This window comes from Ruegeria sp. A5 (assembly GCF_056543005.1).
The window spans coordinates 257,414-277,656 of the sequence record NZ_JBQGAV010000004.1; the positions used below are offsets into that span (position 1 = coordinate 257,414).

A 20,243-nucleotide genomic window follows, 5' to 3' on the forward strand; every position below is an offset into this window, starting at 1 on the left:
CCGTGTTCTTGGCCCATGACGCCCGGCGATGCAAGCGGTTCATGGCGCGTGATTTTTATACCCTAGTCTGTCAGAGTACCCAGTTCCGGTGTCTCACCTGTGGCCATTTCATCAGGCCAGTTGGTGCGCCAGATTTCCGCCGACCAGTGTCCGCAATGTACCTTCGGGCGATCAAAGCCGGGCAGGGCAGGCAGCAGTGGCGCAACCACCACATCGTGGCGCGGAACGGCGAAATAAGGGAAGGAATAGCGTTCACGCCCGGATCGATTAACCACGCGATGCGGGGTCGATTTCAACCGCCCGCCCGACCACAGTTCCAGCATGTCGCCGATATTGACCACGAAGCCGCCGGGCGGGCAGTCCGGTGTGATCCAGCCGCCGGTGCGGGTCTGCACCTCAAGTCCTCCGACCGGATCGGTAGCGATTATTGTCAGTGCGTCGGTGTCCTTATGCGGATGAATTCCATAGCCACGCTCATCCGGGGATTGTGGCGGATAGTGTAGCAGGGTCATGTTGGTCATCGGGTCGCGGAAGGCGTCGCGTAGTGTGTTGGGCGGGATTTTTAACCCCACTTCCAATGCACCCAGCAAAAGATCTGTTACGCCATCAAGCTGTAGCCAGTAATCCAGTATTACCGCGCGGGCCTGGGGCACTTCTCGGGGCCAGATATTCGGGCCGTAAAGCGCGCATTCAACCCGGATCGGCGCATCTTCGGCTGCTTCGAAATGCAGCTTGTACCCTTCGTACTTATCCGCCGCGCCCGAGCCGTCATTGGGCGTGAAGAACCCCATCGGAATGTACCCACGATAGTTTTCGCGGGTGATGGCCTGATCCCATTTTCGGGCCTCGTCGATATCAAAGATCGCACTGACACAATCGCGCACCTGCTCAATTTGCTCGGGTGCGATGCCTGTCCCGGTGATCGACAGAAACCCGATACTGGTGCAGGCATCCATGATCTGCGCGACCGTTGACTGATACTGTGGACCAGAAGGATCGGCCAGCGGGCTGATATCTATGGTTGGAATATGCTCCATCAGTTAATTCTCACGCCTTGCCGTTCCAGTTCCTGATGCACTGGGGCAAGGTTCATGCTGTCGAGCTCCTGATTGCTTTTCAGCGACAAGGCCGCCGCAATCCCCGCACCTTGCCCCATGACCGCGCAGCAGGACATGTTGCGCGTTGCGGCATGGGCGACCCGATCCGCACCATGAGACCGGCCCGCTACCAGCAGGCCCTTGATCCCTTTGGGCAACATCGAGCGATAGGGGATCTGCATATACCGCCCGGTAGTGGGCAGGATCAGTATGCCGTAACCATCAATGAATTCTGGGTAGATGCCGATAGAGTCTTCGAACCGGCCCTGATGGCGGGCATCGGTTTCGGTCATGTTGTAGACTGCATCGATCTTGCGCGTATCTCGAATACCGATAGTCATGCCGAAATTGCGCAAACGTGCGTTTTCGCAGCCCGGCATGAAGCGACGGAGGGCATCAATGGCGAGCATCGCCTGACGGCGGCCTTCGATCTCGCCAAATGTCAGGCTGTCGGGGTCGGTCCCGTCAATCTGATCCATATGAATCAGGTTCATATAAGTCAGCTCTCCGGTATCGTGCATCGCTCCCCACGTGCCTGCAATCGTGTTCAGATGCGCCGGGATCAGGCCCTCATCAATCGCCTGCTGGAAGGGTTTCTTGACGAAGGGTGAGAACATGTCGTCCTCTTTGCCAGAGGTCTCGATATTCCATTCGCCACCGCCGCCCCAGTCCTTGTAGGTCTGCGGATCGGCTTTGATGCCTTCCATAAACGCCCGTTTGTCGACACCGGCCAGATGGAACATGACCGAGGCTGCCATCATGTCCTCACGCGGCGTCTTGTGCGTCGGGGCGCCCGCGCGATGCGCTACATCTGCATCCCCTGTGGCGTCGATGACAACCTTGGCCAAGATCGCCTCACGCCCCGCTTTGGATTCGGTAATCACCCCAGTGATGCGATCCCCTTCCATGATTGGGGCAACGAATTGACGGTGCAGCATCGGGTGAACGCCGGCCTCTTCGACCAGCTTGTCGGCCACCAGCTTGAAACCCTCGCTGTCCAGTTCGTAGCTGAGCGATTGGCTTTCAGGCACTGCTGCACCCATCTCTTTGGCGCGGGTTTCGAATTCCATGCCGATGCCTCCGGCCTCGACAGTTTGTTCGTGGCGATACCAGGCAAAGCCTTCGACGCCGACTGCCGTAATATTCCCACCCATGCAACCGAATCTATCCATCAAGGAAACTTCGGCCCCAGCGCGTGCGGCAGCCAGCGCTGCTGACAATCCAGCGGGGCCCGAGCCGACAACCAATACGTCTGTCTGATGAACAACGGGGATCTGGCGGGCGGGTTCGGTGATTGTTTGCATTGCTGCCTCGCGGTTTAACGTTTGCGCCAACATTGAAAACCCCAACGCTCGGGTCAATCAAAAAACCGACTGCGCATGGGTCGCAAAACACCGATGTGCGATTGCCCCCGGCTAGGCTTTGGAATAATCACCTTGCAGCGAAATTCTCACCCGTAAGGTTACGTTATGCGCCTCAGCCGTTACTTTCTGCCCGTTCTTAAGGAAAACCCCTCGGAGGCTCAGATCGTCAGCCACCGGCTGATGCTGCGTGCCGGGATGATCAAACAGGCCGCCGCCGGGATTTATTCTTGGTTGCCATTGGGCTTCAAGGTTCTGCGCAAGCTGGAGAACATTGTGCATGAAGAACAGGCGCGGGCTGGGCACATCGCGATCCAGATGCCGATTCTGCAATCAGCCGACCTGTGGCGCGAATCCGGTCGTTATGACGATTATGGCCAGGAAATGCTGCGCATGCAGGACCGCCACGGTCGCGATATGCTGTACACGCCAACCGCCGAGGAACTGGTGACCGACATCTTCCGCGGCCACGTGAGCAGCTACAAAGACCTTCCGCTGACGCTCTATCAGATTCAGTGGAAGTTCCGCGATGAAATCCGCCCACGTTTCGGCGTGATGCGGGGGCGCGAGTTCTACATGAAGGACGGATACAATTTCGATCTGACCAAAGAAGACGCGCTGCACGCCTATAACCGCCACTTGGTCAGCTATCTGCGTACTTATGAGCGGATGGGTCTGCAAGCCATCCCGATGCGCGCTGATTCTGGACCTATCGGCGGTGACTACACGCATGAGTTCCTCGTACTGGCCGATACTGGCGAATCCGAGGTCTTTTATGACAGCGCGGTCACCGATCTGACCTTCGGCGATCGTGAGATCGACTATGATAACCGCGAACAGTGTCAGGCGATCCTCGAAGAGTTCACTTCTAAATACGCCCGAACGGACGAAACCCACGACGAAGCCCTGTTTGACCAAATCCCCGAAAACCGCCGCCGCGTGGCGCGTGGTATCGAAGTGGGGCAGATCTTTTATTTTGGCACCCAGTATTCCGAAGCTCTTGGAGCGACTGTGCAAGGCCCCGATGGCAAGCCGGTTCCGGTGCATATGGGCAGCCACGGCATCGGCGTTAGCCGCCTGATCGGTGCGATCATCGAAGCCAGCCATGACGATAAGGGCATCATTTGGCCCGAAGGCGTGACTCCATTCCATTGCGGCATTGTGAACTTGAAGCAAGGTGATGAAGAGGCGGACGCGGCGTGCGATAAACTCTACAGCGCGTTGACTGCGTTGGGGCTTGAGCCGCTTTATGATGATCGGAATGAACGGGCAGGGGGCAAGTTTGCCACCATGGACCTGATCGGTCTGCCGTGGCGCATCACAGTGGGCCCGCGTGGTCTGAAGAACGGTGTGGTCGAACTCACCAGCCGCCGTACCGGCGAAAGTGAGGAACTCAGCCCCGAAGCGGCCGTCACCAAGATCGCAGAAATCTATGAGGGCATCGCCTGAACAAGGCGGTGCAACCTTCGGCGGTTTAGCTCAGGAAGCTGAGGTCGGACGTGCGGTCAGGAAATCGCCGTCCGCTTCGCTGCCGCGTGCGACCACGATCGGGCGACCAAAGCGGCGTACAAGTTCCGCCAGTTCGAAGCCCAGAAACCGCAATCCACAGACGCGTTCGTCAGTGGCGCGATCCGTGATGCACAGCCGCCCCTGCCGGAAAGCAAGGCGATAGCCTTTGTCCCGCAGTATGTCGGCCAAACCGGCCCAGCTTGCTGCGCTTGTGAAAACTGGCCTGATCGCTGCCCGCAACAATACGGCGCTTTCGCAATCCAGTTCTGTTGCTGCTGAACGGGCAGTAATCGGGCCCGTACCTTCCATATGTTCTTGAATACCCATGAGCGTGCCTCCGCCCTTAAACTCTTAAAATGTGTCCCCCACACAAATAGGGTGACAAAGTTTCTCACACTAATCAATTTGTGAAACAATATTTCGCACCTGAATGTTGCGATTGTGACTCAGTCGGGTGCTGATATCTCACATTGACTTCATAACTGAAACAATAAGCCCTTGTCTGTGAAGGGGTTCACAACCATTGGTATAATTTGCGGCCAGTGATTTCTCGCGCTGCCGCTGATGAGTTGGCGCTTGGGGCAAATGATTCGTTTCAAACTGTTCTTTTCGCCCCTTTATCGGGCGCAGTAACGCCGAACCGGTGTCCGCACGATAACTGGCTTGACCATCCGGCGAAATGTCGAAAGGGTCGCGAAAAATCTGAACCCGAGGCAGGAATGGCCAAATCTCCCCCGCCCTTTGCCCCTTTCGAATGGAAAATCGCCTGGCGATACCTCCGTGCCCGTAGGGCCGAAGGGGGCGTTAGCGTGATGACCTGGATCTCGCTGATCGGGATTACGCTCGCTGTGTTCGCTCTGATCGCGACGCTGGCTGTTCGGTCCGGATTCCGGTCAGAATTCGTGGGCACTATTCTTGGGGCCAACGCACATGTCACGGTGTATTCCGCCGGAGAAATCGATGCGCAGGGGCGGCTAGACCGCACCATCACGGATTTCGATGGAATGGCCGAGCGGATCGCGCAGGTGCCGGGGGTCGAACGGGCAGCACCGCTTGTCAAAGGGCAGGTGCTGATCACCAATGCGGACCGCAGTTCAGGCGTGCAGGTCTTTGGCATTCGTCCCGACGATCTGGCCGAGTTGCCCGGTATTGCAGAAAGCGAAGAGGCCTATGGTGACCTGTCCCGGTTCCCGGACGGCATCGCCATCGGCTCGGGCGTGGCGCGGGCCATCGGGGCGACGGTGGGGGATCGGGTCAAACTGACCTCGCCCAACGGTGTCAAAACCGCATTTGGCACATCTCCCCGCGTGAACGCTTATGAGGTGGTCTATGTCTTTTCTGCCGGGCGCTATGACATCGACCGCACGCGCGTCTACATGCCGTTTGCCGAGGCGCAAAGCTTTTTCAACCGTGAGGGCGTGGCGGACGAGATCGAAGTGATGGTCGAGCGCCCCGAAGAGCTGACCCCGATCCTGATTCCGATCCTTGAGGCCGCAGGTGAGCGCAGCCAGATATGGACTTGGCAGGATGCCTCTGGAGGATTCCTGCGGGCGCTGGAGGTCGAAGACAATGTGATGTTCATCATCCTGTCGATCCTCGTGCTGATTGCAGCAATGAACATCGTCTCGGGGTTGATCATGCTGGTGAAGAACAAAGGGCGCGACATCGGTATCTTACGCACCATCGGGCTCAGCGAAGGATCAGTGCTGCGGGTGTTCTTCATTTGCGGGGCCTTTACGGGAATCATCGGAACAGCGATGGGCGTCGTACTGGGCTGCCTCTTCGCTATCTATATCGATCCGATTTTTTCCTTCGTGAACTACGTCATGGGTGGCGGCGTCTGGGACCCGTCCATTCGCGGCATCTACGCATTGCCCGCCGAATTGCACCTGTCGGACGTCATGAAAGCGATAGGGCTGTCACTTGGCCTGTCTTTCCTTGTCACTTATTTCCCGGCTCGTCGCGCAGCGCGGCTGAACCCGGTTGAGGCGCTGCGCTATGAGTGATGTGACTTTGAGGCTCAGCGGTCTGACCAAGACATATCTGCAAGGCACCCCAGGAGAGGTGCAGGTTCTGCGCGGTGCCGATCTGGAGCTGCGCGCGGGTGAGGCTGTGGCACTGGTTGCGCCATCCGGGGCGGGCAAGTCGACCCTACTGCATATCGCGGGCCTGCTGGATATCCCGGATACAGGCGAAGTCGAAGTCGCGGGGCAGGGCGCGACGGGCAAAGGGGATCGCACGCGCACAGCGATCCGTCGGCGCGATGTTGGCTTCGTCTATCAGTTCCACCATCTGTTGCCTGAGTTTACGGCGCTGGAGAACATCGTGTTGCCGCAACTGGCAAACGGTGCTTCCGAGAAAGTAGCGCGAGCCCGTGCGATGCAGTTGCTTGATCGCGTTGGCGTCGCTCCGCGCGCAGATCACCGGCCAGCAGCCTTGTCGGGCGGAGAGCAACAGCGCGTGGCCTTCTGCCGGGCGCTGGCAAATCAGCCACGTGTGCTGCTGGCGGATGAGCCGACCGGCAATCTGGACCCCGATACCTCGGATCAAGTGTTCGCGGCCCTTATGGCGCTGGTGCGGGATGAGGGGCTTTCGGCGCTGATCGCGACGCATAACCTTGATCTGGCGGCGCGGATGGACCGGATGTTGCGGCTGGAGGGGGGCGTGCTCAGGCCAGCTGAGTGATGGCGACCCCGATTGCCATTACTGCAATGCCTCCTGCCCGCATGAATGTCAGCGGCGTAACCTGCGCGCCGAACAAGCCAAAATGGTCAATTGCGGCTGTGCTGATCAACTGGCCCAGCAGGACGAAGAACACCGCATTGCCCACGCCAAAATGTGGGGCCACATGGGTGATTGAAAGCACATAGAAGGCGATTAATACGCCGCCCAGCAGCAGATGTTTGGGGGCTTGGGTGAGTTTGGCAAAGGCATCGGATCCACCGAGTACCAACAGCGCCAGCGCTGAAGCGACAAAGGCGATCGCGAACAGGACGACGGCGGCCGCATTGGGTGAGCCGATCAACCTGCCCAAGGCTGCATTCAGAGCGGCGAGGATGGGAACGCCGATCCCGGCGGCCAGCATGATGGCTGCGTATTGTGTCATTGCCTTTTGTCCCTGCGCCTATTTCGTTGATCTGGATCATTGCGCCAGCGTGAACTCCCGGCAAGTCTCGATTTGCCAGGCAGGAGGGAGAAAAGTGATGATCCGATCAATACTTGGCGCGGGCGCGCTGACTGTACTTACCATGATACCACAGGCCTCTTCAGCTCAGGACGTGGAGACCGGGGCCGAGCTGTATCAGCACTATTGCGCTACCTGTCACGGGTTGGATGCAACGGGGCATGGGCCAATGGCCGGGGTGCTGGTGATCCAGCCAACAAACCTGAGAACGCTGGCCGATGCAAATGGTGTATTTCCGACAGCGCGCGTCGTGGCGCGGATTGACGGGCGCGAACCGTTGGTCAGCCATGGCAGCCCGATGCCGGTTTATGGCCCCTATTTCGAAGGTAACGACACCGCGATCAAATCGCCGGAAGGGCAGCCTATCCTGACCAGCAAGCCAATCGTGGATCTAGTGGCGTACCTGAAGACCCTGCAAGTGAACTAAAAAGCTCAGCGACAGATGCCATTAATCTCTGCGCCCGCCCAGGGTATCAGGACGGAGCTTTCGCGCCTGTTACCGGGCAATTTCGAGACTTCGAATTGGGCGCTTAGCATATCGTGCAGACGCTTGGTTCGAGGTGCGTCGGGGTCGAGCGCCCGGCAGCAAACATATTCCTCGACGATGGCGCCCTGCTGTTCGTAGCCATAGGCCAGAAAATCGGGCGAAGTATCAAGGTCGAACAGGTAAGGATCGTCCTTCCGGCCATGCTCTGCCGCAGCGCGGAACGGGTGATAACCAGTTGTCTTGCGATTTTGCCACTGCCAGACATGGGTTAATTCATGCGCAAGCAACATTGCCCCGATCAGGTTCACCTGATCGGGGTACTGGCTCATGTAGTCGTCCAGATACCAGTCCTTCGTGAAGTATACATGATTGAACAGCGCAACGCCCGCGGGTTTGCCGGTCACGGTTTCCTCTTTGACAGGTGGTAAGATCCGTTCGCGGCAGGCAACCCGAGGGCGGGCTTTGCGGGTAAATGTAACCGCTGCGACGGGGGCGCCCTCTACCAATCGCACACGATCCAGATTCAATGTGTCTCCGTGGATTCTACTGACAAATGCGCGCTCGTGATCGGTTAGAGGTCGACCACAGGCTACACATAGAAACAGCAATGAAATCAACAGGGGGCGGATCATGGCATTAAGCCTAATGCGGCAGCTCGGCGCTGCAAGTCGTTTTCAAAGGCTCATCGCCAGAACCCGGCTGATTTCCGTCAGCGATCGCCCGGATTGTCCCATCCATGTATTGAACGCGGCCTGCACCGCGGCCATTGCTTTTTTGGAGGTTGCAGGTTTGTCGATAACGCCCTCAGCGATCAGACGAGCTGTTACATCTTGGGACAGAATAAAGCTGTCCCGTCCGGCAAACCGCATAGCATACTGCGCCGAAGCACCGCCAAGCCGTGATCCGCGCTTGGCGAGCATCTGTAGCAAGCCGACATAATCCTGTGATGGCCACCCGCCCAGAATTTGCCCGACGCCACCTTCCGCGCGGAGTTCTAGCAGAAACGCGGCATTGTCGCGCACTGTGGCAATCTTAGTTCCGTTGCGGACAATGCGGGTGTCCTGCAGCAGTGCGTCGAATTTCTCGTCATCCATGAATGCGCAGCGTCCAATGTCGAAGCCGTCAAATGCCGTTTCGAATCCGTCCCACTTCGATTCGATCACTTTCCAGTTAAACCCTGCCTGGAACACGGTTTTCGCAATAATTGATAACCAGCGATCATCTGACATCGCCACCAATTCGGCGATCGGTTTAGGCTTGCTTAGCTTGCTTTCCAGTTCGGCGGGGCCGCCGTGGCGATCAGCCGATATCTGGTAGATCTTTTCAAAGTGACGCATCTCCCAGACCCTCCCTTATCCAGATGCTGCCTTATTAAGAAGATTTGACAAGGCAAATCAGATCTTGAGATGAAGCGCGTGTTTTATATTGACTAGTCAATCAATATCTTTGACGGTTCCGAACTGACGGTGTTAAGTGTGTGTATTGCCGAGTGGAGCAGCAGGGATGGGTCGTGTTTTCACGCTTGATGAAGAGCGTCGGACCCGGAACAACTGTTCCCTTTCCTTTTTCGGCTAAACTTGTGCATGTTGCGAAATGTGCTGTGACCACAAATGATCCTGGGCGGGCTCGATATCGCCATGGGGCAAACGTAAAAAACAGGGAGTTGTTGTTATGAAAAAGCTAAGCGTAAGCTTTTTGGCTATCGCAGTGGCCGGGGCGGCCCATGCCGCAGATATGGGCGCGGTCGATGAACCGATCAAGCTGGCGATCAACGAATGGACCGGTCAACATGTGACCACCCATGTGGCAGGTGAGATGCTGAAGGCCGCCGGTTATAACGTAGAATACGTGACCGCCGGGATGATGAATCAGTTCCAGGCGTTGGCCGATGGGGACATTGACGCGACATTGGAAATCTGGTCGTCCAACGTGTCCGACGAATACGCCAAGAAGATCGACGAAGGCACCGTTGTTGAAATCGGCGATCTGGGGCTTGATGCCAAGGAAGGCATTGCCTACCCGGCACATGTAGCGGAGCTGTGCCCGGGCCTGCCTGCGTGGGAAGCGCTGAAAGAGTGTGCGCAAGTTTTTGCTACGGCTGAAACTCTGCCCGGTGGCCGTCTGGTCGATTACCCAGCGGATTGGGGTACGCCCGGCGCGGATCGTATGACCGGTCTTGAATTGCCGTTCAAAGCGGTCCCCGCGGGTTCCGAGGGCGCTTTGATCGCCGAATTGCGCGCCTCGACCGAGCGCAAGTCGCCGTTGCTGATCACCTTCTGGCAGCCACATTGGGCGATGTCGGCATATGACGTACAGTTTGTCGAACTGCCTGCAGGCGAAGAGGCGTGCTTTAACGATCCGTCTTGGGGCCCGAACCCCAACGCAGTGAATGATTGCGATTTCTCGCCGTCACGTATCTTCAAGGCCGGTTGGAGCGGCATGGCAGACAAGTGGCCCGCTGCCTATGAAATCCTGACTAACTATCAGCTTTCGGTCGAAGACCAGCAGCCAATGATGGGGGCGATCGACGTAGATGGTGGCGCGGTCGAAGAAGTCGTCGCGGCATGGATGGCCGAGAATGAAGACAAATGGCGCCCCGTCGTTGACGCGGCAACGCAGTGAGTCCGCTTAAGTGACTGAAGCGAATACGCCAGCCATCGCCTGCCAGAATCTCTGGCAGGTGTTTGGCCAAGGTGCCGACAAAGCTCTGACCGACGCGCTGTCTCGGTCAGGGAGTGACGCTGACAAAGCCGCCGCCGAATTGCGCGAACTGGGGTTTATCCCTGCTGTTCAGGATGCCAATTTCGAGGTCAAAGAAGGCGAGCTTTTTGTCATCATGGGTCTGTCCGGCTCGGGCAAATCGACGCTGATTCGTTGCATTTCGCAACTTCTGCCCGGTACGGGCGGCGAGATCCGTGTGGATGGCGAGAATGTCATCGGTGCATCGAAGAAAACCCTGACTGAACTAAGGCGCAAGAAGCTGGGCATGGTTTTCCAGCATTTTGGCCTGTTCCCTCATATGACCGTGGCTGAAAACGTGGCTTATCCACTACGTGTGCAAGGCGTCGGCAAAAAGGAACGTTTGGCGCGTGCTCAGGAAGTAATCTCGCTGGTCGGCCTGGAAGGCCGCGAAGATAGCTTTCCTCGGCAGCTTTCGGGTGGTCAACGCCAACGCGTAGGGATCGCGCGCAGCCTTGCGGTGAATCCCGATATCTGGTTTCTGGACGAGCCGTTCTCGGCCCTTGATCCTTTGATCCGTCGCCAACTGCAAGATGAATTCCTACGCATCCAGGCGACGTTGAAGAAATCCATCGTCTTTATCACTCACGACATTCAAGAGGCGCTGAAACTGGCCGACCGCATCGCCATCATGCGCGATGGCAAAATCGTTCAGATCGGCACGCCGACGGATATCGTGCTGCGTCCGGTAGACGACTACGTGCGCGAATTTTCTAAGGACGTGGCCAAAGGCCAGCATGCCAAGGTTGCTTCGGTCATGCGTGATGATGCTGAGCGTGGGCCGGATGATCCGGGCTTGACCACATCCATGACGCTCGACGCGGCGCTCGCACATTGCATGGAGCTGTATGAACCCGTGCCCGTCCGCGATGCAGACGGCAATATTGTCGGTACGGTTCATCCGTCCGATCTCGCCGCAGCTTTGCAGGTGGATGAAGCATGACCGCTGTGACGGATATCCCCGCGCGGCAGGCCCGCCTGACGGCTGGGGCGCAGGCCGCGCTGATTACCCTTGTCGTTGGTGCGGTTTGCCTTGCGCTGGAAGGCGTTGCGCCATGGCTGATCACATGGCCCAAAGAATGGGAACTGCCTGCAACGCAATGGGTTGGTGCGTTTCTCGACTGGTTTCTGAATGGCATTAAACCGGCGATGCGGTTGTTTTCGGACCTGATGACTTATCCGATGAATGCTGCAAACTACGTGCTTGGCAGCACGCCCTGGCCGATCTTGATTGGGGTCGTCACTGCGCTGGGTTGGTATCTGGGCGGTCTGCCGATGGCGGCGCTGGGGTTCTTTGGCCTCAGCTTCGTTCTGGCTTCAGGCTATTGGGCCGAGAGCATGAATACGCTGGCCCTTGTCGCCGTATCTGTCCCCGTGGCGCTGATTATGGGCGGGGCTATCGGTATTCTTGCCAATGAAGTGCCACGTGTGAAGGCCTTTGTTCAGGCAGTACTGGACATCATGCAAACGGTGCCGACCTTTGCCTATCTGACGCCGCTGCTGCTTCTGTTTGGCTTCGGTCCGGTGGTCGGCCTGATCGCTTCGGCCATCTACGCCGCGCCACCTATGGCTCGCAACGTTATGCTGGGGCTGGAACGGGTAGAGCCCGAAATCAAAGAAGCTGCGATCATGTCCGGCGGGACGCGCTGGCAGCAGCTCTTTCAGGTCGAAATTCCTGCTGCCACGACTCAGATCATGGTTGGTGTGAACCAATGCCTGATGGCCGCCCTGTCGATGGTGATCATCGCCGCGGTCATCGGCGGCTTCAACGACATCGGCTGGGAAGTCCTTTTGACCATGCGCAAGGCGCAGTTCGGTGAATCCCTCATGGCCGGTCTGGTCATCGTTGTCTTCGCAGTGATCATCGACCGGATGAGCGGCACTTTGGCGACCGAGCGCAAGCGATATGACAGCCGCGTTGTCTGGGCGATGCTGGGCTTTGCAGTGCTGTTTACCGCTGCCTTCTGGTCCCGGTTGCCGAACCCGTCTGACCTTACAGTTCTGGACCCGATGGCCGAGGCGATTGACACCGGCCTGACCTCATTTACGCAGGCTAACGGGCCTTGGCTGGACGCACTCAAGAACAATTCTCTGTTCTATGTGTTGTTGCCCTTGCGGATCGGTCTGGACCAGGCTGTACTACCGTTCACCTGGGGGTTCCAGTGGACCCCGAGCATGAGCTGGGGTCTGTTCGCCGCCGGTGCGGCTATCGCTCTGCTGATGGCGTGGCGCGGGCATCTGACCGGCGGTCTGATCGTTCTTATCCTGATCGGCATGCTGGAAACCGGCATATCAAACCTGCCTTGGCCGTTTGTCCTGACGGGCGCGGCTGCGCTGGGTTGGGTCGCGGGTGGCTGGCGTCTTGCGGCGCTGTCGGTTGGGCTGCTGTGTACCATCCTCGTTTCAGGCCTGTGGGAGCGGGCACTCCTGTCGCTCTACCTCAGCGGTGCCGCAGTGTTTTCTTGCGCAGTGGTCGGAGGGCTGATCGGTCTTGCCAGCGCAGTTTGGGGGCCGGTCTGGAAAGTGGTTCGCCCGATCTGTGATATGCTGCAGACGATCCCACTGTTTGTGTTCCTGATCCCGGTTCTGATGGTGTTTCAGATCGGTGAGTTCTCGGCCTTCTTGGCGATCTGTGCCTACGCGATCGTCCCGATGATCCGCTACACGCGACACGGGCTGGTCAACACACCCGAGGAAATGATGGAAGCCGCAATCTCCAGCGGCGCGACCGAATGGCAGATCATGCGCGACGTCCGCGCGCCCTATGCCGCACCGACCATCCTACTGGGGCTGAACCAGACCATCCTCTATGCCTTTGCCATGCTGGTGATTGCGGCACTGATCGGGACAACCGGTCTGGGCCAGTCGATCTATCTGGCGCTGGGGCAGGCGGATGTGGGGCTTGGCATCTCGGCCGGTGCCGCCATGGCAATTTTAGCACTGATCGCTGATCGTATGGTGCAGGGTTTTGCCGAGGAACGCCGAAAGGCACTGGGCCTGTAAGACAGGGCAGGGGCGGGTAACCGCCCCTTTGCCCTCACTTGATTTCGGACAAAGACCAGCGCGCTGTCACGGCCTAAACCGGGCGCAACACGTTCGGAGATTACAATGACTGGTTGGGGCCTCTTCCTCGCAGCACTTGCCACATTCCTTCTTAGCCACATGATTCCAGCGCGCCCCGCAGTGCGCGGCTGGCTGATCGGTACGATGGGAAAGCGCGCATATTTCGCCAGCTATTCAATGATTTCTCTAGCAGTTTTGGCCTGGTTGATCATCGCCGCCGCAAATGCACCCTATGTCGAAGTGATCCCGCCGCTTCCGATCTTTCGCTGGGTGCCTTTGCTGATCATGCCTATTGTCTGCTGGTTGGCCATTGCGGGCCTGTCGATCCAGAATCCATTTTCGTTCGGAGGGTTGGGGCACCGTCCGTTCAATCCCGAAAACCCTGGAATCCTGCGCACGACGCGTCATCCGATACTTGCGGCGTTGATGCTATGGGCTTTGGCACATCTGTTGGCCAATGGAAGCCTGTCGCATGTCATCCTGTTCGGCTTGTTTTCTGGCTTTGCGGTGATGGGCATGGCGCTCATTGATCACCGCACCGCGCGGAATTTGGGGACGGAATGGGTACGCCTTTCCCGCAATACCGCGCGCCTGTCACTCCGCGCGCCTCGCCCTTGGCCCAGCCTTTGGGTCTGGTTGACTGCTTTGGCTTCTTACGCGGTTCTCCTCCACCTGCACGCATCGATGATCGGGCTTTCTCCACTGCCTTGATGGATGAAGGTGGTCGGACAAGCCGACGCGTGCTATCTGAAACGTCACCAATTGAACTTTGAGGTCCAAAAAATGCATCTGGCCTATATTACGACAACCGATCGCGGCGCAACCGATCGCCTGCTAGGCGAATTTGCGGATGGTCTTGTGCAGGCCGGAACACCGATTGCCGGGGTTGTGCAGACCAACACCGAATGTGCCGACGGATACAAATGCGATATGGATCTGAAAGTCATGCCGACCGGGGAAACCATTCGCATCTCACAATCTCTTGGCAAGAACGCACGGGGTTGCCGTCTGGATCCGGCTGAATTGGAACGGGCCGTCGGCCTCGTGACGCGGTCGCTTGAGGATGGCCCTCAATTGCTGATCATCAACAAGTTCGGAAAGCACGAGGCGGACGGGCGGGGCTTTCGCCCAATTATCGCCGACGCACTAGAGCGTGAGATTCCCGTTTTGGTGGGTGTCAATAAATTGAACATTGAAAAGTTTCAGGATTTCGCCGGCGGCATAGCCGAGGCGCTTGGCCCCGATGTCAGCAGCCTGACTGAGTGGTTTGACAAAATATCCCAAACTGACGTTCAGCCCGCCGCGGCATCTGGCGGCTGAAGCCCAGGCATCCATCTGCTGAGCCGCGCGCATTGTTTCACGCGCCCAACTGCCGCAAAAATGGTGGACTTGAGCCCACACATCGGGTCTAGCTTCGGTCAAAGTTGCAATCCGGCGGCCAGAAATCCTGGGCGAGTGCCGACGAAATGGGCTTATCCATGATCGAAGATCAGTGCGTCTCAGATGAGCGATCTCTGGAAACCGCTTGCGGGGTCGATGACCCGGCAGCGAAGCAATCCCGTCTCGATGGGTTGATGTCGACAGATCGCTTCTGGTTAAGCATAGTAACGGCTTACTTTCTGCTTCATGTCGTATTGCGAGTTGCAACCGGCGGCGCGCTTGGTCTGGATGAGGCTGAGATACTTCTTGATGCGCGCCGCTTGGAATGGGGCTACGGCCCGCAACTGCCACTTTATGCCTGGCTGCAATGGGGCATCTTTCAGATAACCGGTCCCGGCATATTAGGGCTGTCACTGCTGAAGAACGGGATGCTGCTGGCGACGGTTGTCGCGCTGTACCTGACCATACGAACCCGTCATGCGCCACTGTGGGCAGGGCTGTCGGTCCTGTCACTTCTGATGCTCTATCAGTTTAGTTGGGAGGCGCAACGCGCGCTGACGAATACCGTTCTGGCCAATCTCTGCTCGGTTCTGACCTTCGCGGTGATTTGGGGGCTAATTCGCAAACCGGCGACTTGGGGATTCGTCTTGCTGGGCGTAGTCGTGGCAATGGGAAGTTTGTCAAAATACAACTATGCGATCGCGCTGCTGGCCATGTTGCTGGCGGCTTTCAGTGCATCTGAGACGCGCAAGCCTCTCTGGTCGCCTCGACTGCTGCTTTCGTTGGGTGTCGCCGCATTGCTTGTCACACCACCGATGCTATGGGTTCTGAACAATCCCGAACACGCATTTGCAAGCGCGCGCAAGTTGGACATGAGCAGCGATGGCCCAACCACATTGATCGCGCTGCAAGGCTTGGTTGAGTTGGCCTTGGCGTCGGCTGGGTTTGTATCGCTCTTGCTAATCGTCCTGGGTGTTCTCTGGTTGGTCTACCTCAGACAAGGGGTGGCCGCCAAAGGCGATGATCTGAGGCGATTGATGACGCGTACTCTGGTCTGGGCGTTGTTACTTATGGCGGCTGTAGTGCTTGTGAGCGGAAGCACCAACGTAAAGGATCGCTGGCTGCAACCGATATTGATTTATGCCGGCCCCGTGCTGTGTTTGTGGTTGTTACCGAGTGCAGGTCGTAAAGGCGTAAGGCGATTTGCCCAGGTCAGCGCCGTTCTGGCGGTGTTTATTGGACTGGCGATGCTGCATCACAATCTGGCAGGGGATGCCAAACGTGCGGCCCCTTTCGCTACTTTGACCTCTGAGATAATCGCGCAAGCAACGCCCGAAAGTGCAATTGTTGCTGACAATTGGATTTCCGGAAACATGGCCTATTTTGCGCCCAATCATCCTGTTTACAGCGATCGGGACCCGCGCGCGCCAAATGCTGCTCTTCGGGTTTGGGAATCGGCTCGAAATGTCCCGAAGGACGTCGACCCAGCACAGGTGAAAACCTTGGTTGCGCCATACCGCTTTGACAACAACGAAGAGATGACGCTGTCATTTGGACCTGTGACGCAATAGCGCGGGGACCATGGCAACTGACAGCGCGCGGTGCAATCAAACAGATATCGGCCTGAACGAATGGCCCAAATTTATCGGTGAGTAAGTGGTGGGCGACCCTGGAATCGAACCAGGCGTGCGTCTCCGCGAGGGAGTTACAGTCCCCTGCCACACCTTGCGGCCTGTCGCCCACTGTCAGGCGTTGCACCTGACGTGGAGGCGTGATTACTAGCGCGTCTAAAGGGCGTCAACAGGAAAATACCGCTTTGACGCAGGAAACCGAATTCCCGGCCCGGAGGCCCGTATTATGAAGAAACCAAAGTGGGTCGTTGAGAAGGAACAGGCGCGCAAAGCGGCTGCGGCAGAAACCGTCTGGCTGTTCGGTTTACACGCCGTACGCGACGCGCTGATGAACCCGAAACGGCAGAAGCTGCGCCTGATTGTGACGCGCAATGCCCGCGACAAACTGCTGGAAGCTATTGAATTTGCGGAGATTGTACCCGAGATGGTTGATCCGCGAAAATTTACCGCACCGATTGATCCGGGATCGGTTCATCAGGGCGCGGCACTTGAGGTCAAGCCGCTGGAATGGGGTGGGCTTGCCGACAATTGTATTGGGCAGGAAAACCCACGTGTGCTGCTGCTGGACCGGGTGACAGACCCACATAACGTCGGGGCGATTCTACGCTCGGCAGAAGTGCTGGGCGCCAGCGCCGTCATTGGCACCCGCCACCATTCAGCGCCCGAGACCGGCGCTTTGGCAAAAACTGCCAGCGGCGCGTTGGAACGACAACCCTATCTACGCGTGCGCAATTTGGCCGATACGATCATCGAGCTGCAGAACATGGGGTATTTAGTCCTGGGTCTGGATGGTGAGGCCGAACAGACGATAGAAGCCACGCTGGGTGACAAGCGTGATCGCCCGGTGGCGCTGGTGCTTGGGGCCGAGGGGCCTGGGTTGCGGCAGAAAACCAAAGAAACCGTCGATCAATTGGTAAAAATTGACGCGGCGGGGGGATTTGGTTCTCTAAACGTCTCAAATGCCGCGGCTATCGCACTATATGCATCCAAACCCAGATGACAGGAGGCCCCCATATCCACTCCACATAAAATTGCCACCTGCTGCTATTGCGGTACCCGTGCCGCATTGGTTCTTCGGGGAAAGCAACAGCACGAGCTGAGTTGCGCAAGCTGCGGCGCACCCCTGCATAATCTCAAGATGGTGCCAAAAGCCAAACTGGCAGATCGGCCGATCAAAAGTTACCAGCCGGCACAGAAGCACAAAAAATACAAAAAGAAGAAAAAGCGGGGCCTGTTCTCAAAGGTGTTGGACGAAGCCTGGGACGTGATCGAAGACGTTTTCGATTAACAACCGCACGCCCGTTCACATCGGCGTCATGGGGGTTTCAGATACGGTTTGAAATATGCATCTTGAAGCCCTCTAACCGCAATCCAGTGAATCACCTATGTTGTCTCGACGTTCCTTCTTGATCAGTCTCTCTTGTACCCCGTTTGCCTCTGTCGTCGGTGCGCAGGAAATGCCCATGTTCTACGTGGACGATGGGATGGCGGTCTCAGGCTATGATGCGGTTTCTTATTTCAAGGCTGGAGCACCAGAGTTGGGTCAGCCCGACATAGCGCTGATGTGGAAGGGTGCGATCTGGCGGTTTGCGTCAGAGGAAAATCGCGATCGATTTGAACGCAATCCGCGCGCCTATGCCCCGCAGTTTGGTGGTTACTGCGCCTATGCGATGGCGAAAGGTCTGCTAAGCAGTACCGATCCCATGGCATGGCAGATTGTGGATGGGCGGTTATATCTGACCCACTCGGAAGCGATCGAACGTATCTGGGAACGCGATGTCACCAATTACATCCGCGAGGCCGAGGGGCATTGGCCTGCGGTTCTTTACCAATAAAGCCTATTGCTCTTGGCTTAAGATCGGCGCGCGGCTTATGTAACGAGCCGTTCTGACCATGATCGCCGAAGGAAATGCGCACGGTTTCATTCGGCGGCATTCCGCCTTTTGTGATGTGTCATCACAAAAATGCGCGCGACCTCTTTTTTTTAGAAAACTCATGCTTAAATGTCACAGTGACCGCGGAATGGAACTGCCGCGGGTCATTTCACTGTCCCTCGTTCCAACAACTGGCGCTCAGGAGTTTCCTGGGCGCTTTTTTCTTTGCATGCGCTTGCTTATGGTGTGCTCATGAATGACTACTCCGACGATGTTCTGACCCAAATCCTTAGGCGCACCAAAGTGGTTGCGGTGGTTGGGGTTTCTATGAACCCGGTGCGGCCCAGCTACTACGTCGCGCGTTATCTGTCGCTCAAGGGATATCGGGTGATACCGGTCAATCCGGGCCATGCAGGCAAGATGCTGTTTGGCCAGACGGTGCAGGCTTCACTATCCGACATTCCCGAGCCCGTCGATATGGTTGACATCTTTCGCCGCTCCGAGGCCGTGCCACCCATTGTCGACGAGGCGCTGGATGCGTTTCCCGACTTGCGCACCATCTGGATGCAGATCGGAGTTGAACATGCCGAGGCCGCTGCCAAAGCGCAGGCCCGCGATATCGACGTAGTCATGAACCGCTGCCCCAAGATCGAATATCAGCGCCTGTTTGGCGAACTGCGTATGGGTGGGTTTGCGACTGGAGTGATTTCGTCCAAGCTGTGACAGCCCTGACGTTTGTGTCTACGCCCCGGCCTGAATTGAACAGAAATGGTGCATTTGTTGAGGGCGAGGTCCAATTGACCTATACCCATTCAGCAAACCAATAAGACAGGACCATGCGGAATGATTGCTTATGTGACCGTTGGTGTTGACGATATCACGCGCGCTGAGCGGTTTTATTCGGCGTTCCTGCCCGCCCTTGGTTATGCGTTGGAGCGGTATCACGGAGACTTGAGCTATGCGCTGCCAGTGCCGCCGGGGCAATCCCCGGTTCAGCCCGAGTTCTATGTAAAATCACCCTTTGATGGAGGCGCGGCTTCGGCTGGCAACGGGTCCATGGTGGCGTTTGAGGCGCGCACCCAACAGCAGGTTCGCGACCTTCACGCCGCTGCGCTTGCCGCAGGCGGGTCTGACGAAGGCCAGCCGGGCTTTCGCGCCTCGTATGGTCCGAATTTCTATGTCGGCTATCTGCGCGATCCTCAGGGCAACAAAATCGCGCTGTTTTCCAGCAATCCAAACGAGCCGGGGCGCGACGGGTAACGCTTTCGTCGGGTCGCTATGGCGCTTCAATCACTGCCCGCAGAAGCTCAGTCTCACGGGCTGGATGCTTGTTCCTGTCGCCGCTTTTCCAGAACCACTTCGCGTGGAACCCACTCGTAACGGGTGTCCTCAACCAGGGGCGACCAGAATAGCACTCCGCCATAGCGCCAGGGATCCAAGACAACGCCTTCGTACATGCTCTCTCCCTTGCGGCTGATAATGGCAGTGCTGTGGTCGATGCGGAACGGGTTATCCGCGTTGGCGATGGCGCGGTGCATTTCCAGAGTGCGGAACTGCTCCTGATCCAGTCGCCGCTCAATATCTTCAGCCCAGTGCCAGCACAGACCACGCGGACGCAGACCCTTGTTGACCTTGGCGTTATGGATAAGCGGAGGGTCGGTGATCTCGTATTCCTGCGCCAGTTGCGCAGTATAGGCATAGGCGATGCGGGCGGCGCGGGTGGCCTCTTCCGGGTCGATATCGGGGCCGAGGCTTTGAATTTCAGCCGCCAGCCGCTGGACCTCATCTCCGGAAGACGGGGGAGGGGTGGCACAGGCGGCGAGGGTGGCAAGTACCGCTGCAAACACCAAAGCTCTGATCATCTGCGCGCCCTTTGCCTCAATGCACCCGAACCCGGAGTATAGCGAGCCGGGTATCC

22 protein-coding genes and 1 tRNA gene are annotated in these 20,243 nt (G+C 57.6%); 15 read left to right on the forward strand and 8 right to left on the reverse strand.

Annotation, left to right across the window (positions count from 1 at the left end):
- Positions 1–62 precede the first annotated feature (62 nt).
- A complete protein-coding gene (locus tag ACR0AY_RS11515; protein ID WP_170512317.1) occupies positions 63–1,037 on the reverse strand; it encodes an isopenicillin N synthase family oxygenase in 975 nt (324 codons plus the stop codon).
- On the reverse strand, positions 1,037–2,434 hold the full coding sequence (locus tag ACR0AY_RS11520; protein ID WP_170512316.1) for an FAD-dependent oxidoreductase: 1,398 nt from the start codon (positions 2,432–2,434) through the stop codon (positions 1,037–1,039). Before ACR0AY_RS11520 ends, ACR0AY_RS11515 begins: the two co-directional genes overlap by 1 nt.
- A gap of 132 nt (positions 2,435–2,566) precedes the next feature.
- Here ACR0AY_RS11520 and proS point away from each other — a divergent pair, with 132 nt between their 5' ends.
- Positions 2,567–3,907 (forward strand): proline--tRNA ligase, encoded by a 1,341-nt coding sequence (proS, locus tag ACR0AY_RS11525; RefSeq protein WP_170465087.1) that lies wholly within the window; start codon positions 2,567–2,569, stop codon positions 3,905–3,907.
- A gap of 30 nt (positions 3,908–3,937) precedes the next feature.
- Here the strand turns inward: proS and ACR0AY_RS11530 are convergent, their stop codons facing one another.
- Positions 3,938–4,294, reverse strand: coding sequence for a hypothetical protein (locus ACR0AY_RS11530; protein ID WP_170392119.1), 357 nt, complete (start codon positions 4,292–4,294; stop codon positions 3,938–3,940).
- A 392-nt stretch (positions 4,295–4,686) separates the two neighbouring features.
- On the opposite strand from ACR0AY_RS11530, the gene ACR0AY_RS11535 reads away from it, so the two are divergent.
- Positions 4,687–5,973, forward strand: coding sequence for a lipoprotein-releasing ABC transporter permease subunit (locus ACR0AY_RS11535; protein ID WP_170512314.1), 1,287 nt, complete (start codon positions 4,687–4,689; stop codon positions 5,971–5,973).
- Complete coding sequence (locus ACR0AY_RS11540) at positions 5,966–6,652, forward strand: ABC transporter ATP-binding protein (RefSeq protein WP_170512312.1); 687 nt, start codon at positions 5,966–5,968, stop codon at positions 6,650–6,652. Before ACR0AY_RS11535 ends, ACR0AY_RS11540 begins: the two co-directional genes overlap by 8 nt.
- On the opposite strand, the gene ACR0AY_RS11545 is transcribed toward ACR0AY_RS11540, so the two are convergent.
- Entirely contained in the window at positions 6,636–7,073 is a 438-nt protein-coding gene (locus ACR0AY_RS11545) for a DMT family transporter (RefSeq protein ID WP_170512310.1), read from the reverse strand. The genes ACR0AY_RS11540 and ACR0AY_RS11545 overlap by 17 nt on opposite strands.
- Positions 7,074–7,170: 97 nt before the next feature.
- Between ACR0AY_RS11545 and ACR0AY_RS11550 the strand changes: the two genes are divergently transcribed.
- Positions 7,171–7,578 carry a c-type cytochrome gene (locus tag ACR0AY_RS11550; RefSeq protein ID WP_170512308.1) on the forward strand — a complete coding sequence of 136 codons (408 nt, stop codon included), beginning with the start codon at positions 7,171–7,173 and terminating at the stop codon, positions 7,576–7,578.
- A 5-nt stretch (positions 7,579–7,583) separates the two neighbouring features.
- Here the strand turns inward: ACR0AY_RS11550 and ACR0AY_RS11555 are convergent, their stop codons facing one another.
- Complete coding sequence (locus ACR0AY_RS11555; protein WP_170512306.1) at positions 7,584–8,270, reverse strand: hypothetical protein; 687 nt, start codon at positions 8,268–8,270, stop codon at positions 7,584–7,586.
- A gap of 42 nt (positions 8,271–8,312) precedes the next feature.
- Positions 8,313–8,975, reverse strand: coding sequence for a DNA-3-methyladenine glycosylase I (locus ACR0AY_RS11560; RefSeq protein ID WP_480454177.1), 663 nt, complete (start codon positions 8,973–8,975; stop codon positions 8,313–8,315).
- Positions 8,976–9,309: 334 nt separating this feature from the next.
- Here ACR0AY_RS11560 and ACR0AY_RS11565 point away from each other — a divergent pair, with 334 nt between their 5' ends.
- From ACR0AY_RS11565 to ACR0AY_RS11590, 6 genes are all read left to right on the forward strand, one after another.
- Positions 9,310–10,260: an ABC transporter substrate-binding protein gene (locus ACR0AY_RS11565; protein WP_170392106.1), complete on the forward strand. Its 951-nt coding sequence runs from the start codon at positions 9,310–9,312 to the stop codon at positions 10,258–10,260.
- A 10-nt stretch (positions 10,261–10,270) separates the two neighbouring features.
- Complete coding sequence (locus ACR0AY_RS11570) at positions 10,271–11,320, forward strand: betaine/proline/choline family ABC transporter ATP-binding protein (RefSeq protein ID WP_170512303.1); 1,050 nt, start codon at positions 10,271–10,273, stop codon at positions 11,318–11,320.
- A complete protein-coding gene (locus tag ACR0AY_RS11575; protein WP_170512301.1) occupies positions 11,317–13,380 on the forward strand; it encodes an ABC transporter permease subunit in 2,064 nt (687 codons plus the stop codon). Before ACR0AY_RS11570 ends, ACR0AY_RS11575 begins: the two co-directional genes overlap by 4 nt.
- 105 nt (positions 13,381–13,485) lie before the next feature.
- Positions 13,486–14,151: an NnrU family protein gene (locus tag ACR0AY_RS11580; protein ID WP_170512299.1), complete on the forward strand. Its 666-nt coding sequence runs from the start codon at positions 13,486–13,488 to the stop codon at positions 14,149–14,151.
- A 72-nt stretch (positions 14,152–14,223) separates the two neighbouring features.
- The gene (locus ACR0AY_RS11585; protein WP_170512297.1) at positions 14,224–14,760 is read left to right on the forward strand and encodes a DUF2478 domain-containing protein; all 537 of its coding nucleotides are present in this window, start codon (positions 14,224–14,226) and stop codon (positions 14,758–14,760) included.
- A gap of 158 nt (positions 14,761–14,918) precedes the next feature.
- Positions 14,919–16,391, forward strand: coding sequence for a glycosyltransferase family 39 protein (locus ACR0AY_RS11590; protein ID WP_170512295.1), 1,473 nt, complete (start codon positions 14,919–14,921; stop codon positions 16,389–16,391).
- 86 nt (positions 16,392–16,477) lie between these two features.
- On the opposite strand, the gene ACR0AY_RS11595 is transcribed toward ACR0AY_RS11590, so the two are convergent.
- Positions 16,478–16,561, reverse strand: a tRNA-Tyr gene (locus ACR0AY_RS11595).
- Positions 16,562–16,677: 116 nt separating this feature from the next.
- On the opposite strand from ACR0AY_RS11595, the gene rlmB reads away from it, so the two are divergent.
- The 5 genes from rlmB to ACR0AY_RS11620 all read left to right on the forward strand — a co-directional run bounded on the left by rlmB (position 16,678) and on the right by ACR0AY_RS11620 (position 19,585).
- The gene (gene rlmB / locus ACR0AY_RS11600) at positions 16,678–17,451 is read left to right on the forward strand and encodes a 23S rRNA (guanosine(2251)-2'-O)-methyltransferase RlmB (RefSeq protein ID WP_170512293.1); all 774 of its coding nucleotides are present in this window, start codon (positions 16,678–16,680) and stop codon (positions 17,449–17,451) included.
- 12 nt (positions 17,452–17,463) lie between these two features.
- Positions 17,464–17,739 carry a hypothetical protein gene (locus ACR0AY_RS11605; protein ID WP_255612144.1) on the forward strand — a complete coding sequence of 92 codons (276 nt, stop codon included), beginning with the start codon at positions 17,464–17,466 and terminating at the stop codon, positions 17,737–17,739.
- A 175-nt stretch (positions 17,740–17,914) separates the two neighbouring features.
- Positions 17,915–18,286, forward strand: coding sequence for a YHS domain-containing (seleno)protein (locus ACR0AY_RS11610; RefSeq protein WP_255611718.1), 372 nt, complete (start codon positions 17,915–17,917; stop codon positions 18,284–18,286).
- 291 nt (positions 18,287–18,577) lie between these two features.
- A complete protein-coding gene (locus ACR0AY_RS11615; protein ID WP_170392089.1) occupies positions 18,578–19,048 on the forward strand; it encodes a CoA-binding protein in 471 nt (156 codons plus the stop codon).
- Between the two features lie 120 nt (positions 19,049–19,168).
- A complete protein-coding gene (locus ACR0AY_RS11620; RefSeq protein ID WP_170392087.1) occupies positions 19,169–19,585 on the forward strand; it encodes a VOC family protein in 417 nt (138 codons plus the stop codon).
- Positions 19,586–19,638: 53 nt separating this feature from the next.
- Here ACR0AY_RS11620 and ACR0AY_RS11625 read toward each other — a convergent pair whose 3' ends face one another.
- Entirely contained in the window at positions 19,639–20,187 is a 549-nt protein-coding gene (locus ACR0AY_RS11625) for a hypothetical protein (protein WP_170512291.1), read from the reverse strand.
- Between the last annotated feature and the right edge of the window lie 56 nt (positions 20,188–20,243).

What these genes read in the sequence shown, in the direction of transcription:
- ACR0AY_RS11515 (WP_170512317.1), bottom strand. Translation starts at nt 1,037, where the DNA reads ATGGAGCATATTCCAACCATAGATATCAGCCCGCTGGCCGATCCTTCT.
- ACR0AY_RS11520 (WP_170512316.1), bottom strand. Translation starts at nt 2,434, where the DNA reads ATGTTGGCGCAAACGTTAAACCGCGAGGCAGCAATGCAAACAATCACC.
- proS (WP_170465087.1), top strand. Translation starts at nt 2,567, where the DNA reads ATGCGCCTCAGCCGTTACTTTCTGCCCGTTCTTAAGGAAAACCCCTCG.
- ACR0AY_RS11530 (WP_170392119.1), bottom strand. Translation starts at nt 4,294, where the DNA reads ATGGGTATTCAAGAACATATGGAAGGTACGGGCCCGATTACTGCCCGT.
- ACR0AY_RS11535 (WP_170512314.1), top strand. Translation starts at nt 4,687, where the DNA reads ATGGCCAAATCTCCCCCGCCCTTTGCCCCTTTCGAATGGAAAATCGCC.
- ACR0AY_RS11540 (WP_170512312.1), top strand. Translation starts at nt 5,966, where the DNA reads ATGAGTGATGTGACTTTGAGGCTCAGCGGTCTGACCAAGACATATCTG.
- ACR0AY_RS11545 (WP_170512310.1), bottom strand. Translation starts at nt 7,073, where the DNA reads ATGACACAATACGCAGCCATCATGCTGGCCGCCGGGATCGGCGTTCCC.
- ACR0AY_RS11550 (WP_170512308.1), top strand. Translation starts at nt 7,171, where the DNA reads ATGATCCGATCAATACTTGGCGCGGGCGCGCTGACTGTACTTACCATG.
- ACR0AY_RS11555 (WP_170512306.1), bottom strand. Translation starts at nt 8,270, where the DNA reads ATGATCCGCCCCCTGTTGATTTCATTGCTGTTTCTATGTGTAGCCTGT.
- ACR0AY_RS11560 (WP_480454177.1), bottom strand. Translation starts at nt 8,975, where the DNA reads ATGCGTCACTTTGAAAAGATCTACCAGATATCGGCTGATCGCCACGGC.
- ACR0AY_RS11565 (WP_170392106.1), top strand. Translation starts at nt 9,310, where the DNA reads ATGAAAAAGCTAAGCGTAAGCTTTTTGGCTATCGCAGTGGCCGGGGCG.
- ACR0AY_RS11575 (WP_170512301.1), top strand. Translation starts at nt 11,317, where the DNA reads ATGACCGCTGTGACGGATATCCCCGCGCGGCAGGCCCGCCTGACGGCT.
- ACR0AY_RS11580 (WP_170512299.1), top strand. Translation starts at nt 13,486, where the DNA reads ATGACTGGTTGGGGCCTCTTCCTCGCAGCACTTGCCACATTCCTTCTT.
- ACR0AY_RS11585 (WP_170512297.1), top strand. Translation starts at nt 14,224, where the DNA reads ATGCATCTGGCCTATATTACGACAACCGATCGCGGCGCAACCGATCGC.
- ACR0AY_RS11590 (WP_170512295.1), top strand. Translation starts at nt 14,919, where the DNA reads ATGATCGAAGATCAGTGCGTCTCAGATGAGCGATCTCTGGAAACCGCT.
- rlmB (WP_170512293.1), top strand. Translation starts at nt 16,678, where the DNA reads ATGAAGAAACCAAAGTGGGTCGTTGAGAAGGAACAGGCGCGCAAAGCG.
- ACR0AY_RS11610 (WP_255611718.1), top strand. Translation starts at nt 17,915, where the DNA reads ATGTTCTACGTGGACGATGGGATGGCGGTCTCAGGCTATGATGCGGTT.
- ACR0AY_RS11615 (WP_170392089.1), top strand. Translation starts at nt 18,578, where the DNA reads ATGAATGACTACTCCGACGATGTTCTGACCCAAATCCTTAGGCGCACC.
- ACR0AY_RS11620 (WP_170392087.1), top strand. Translation starts at nt 19,169, where the DNA reads ATGATTGCTTATGTGACCGTTGGTGTTGACGATATCACGCGCGCTGAG.
- ACR0AY_RS11625 (WP_170512291.1), bottom strand. Translation starts at nt 20,187, where the DNA reads ATGATCAGAGCTTTGGTGTTTGCAGCGGTACTTGCCACCCTCGCCGCC.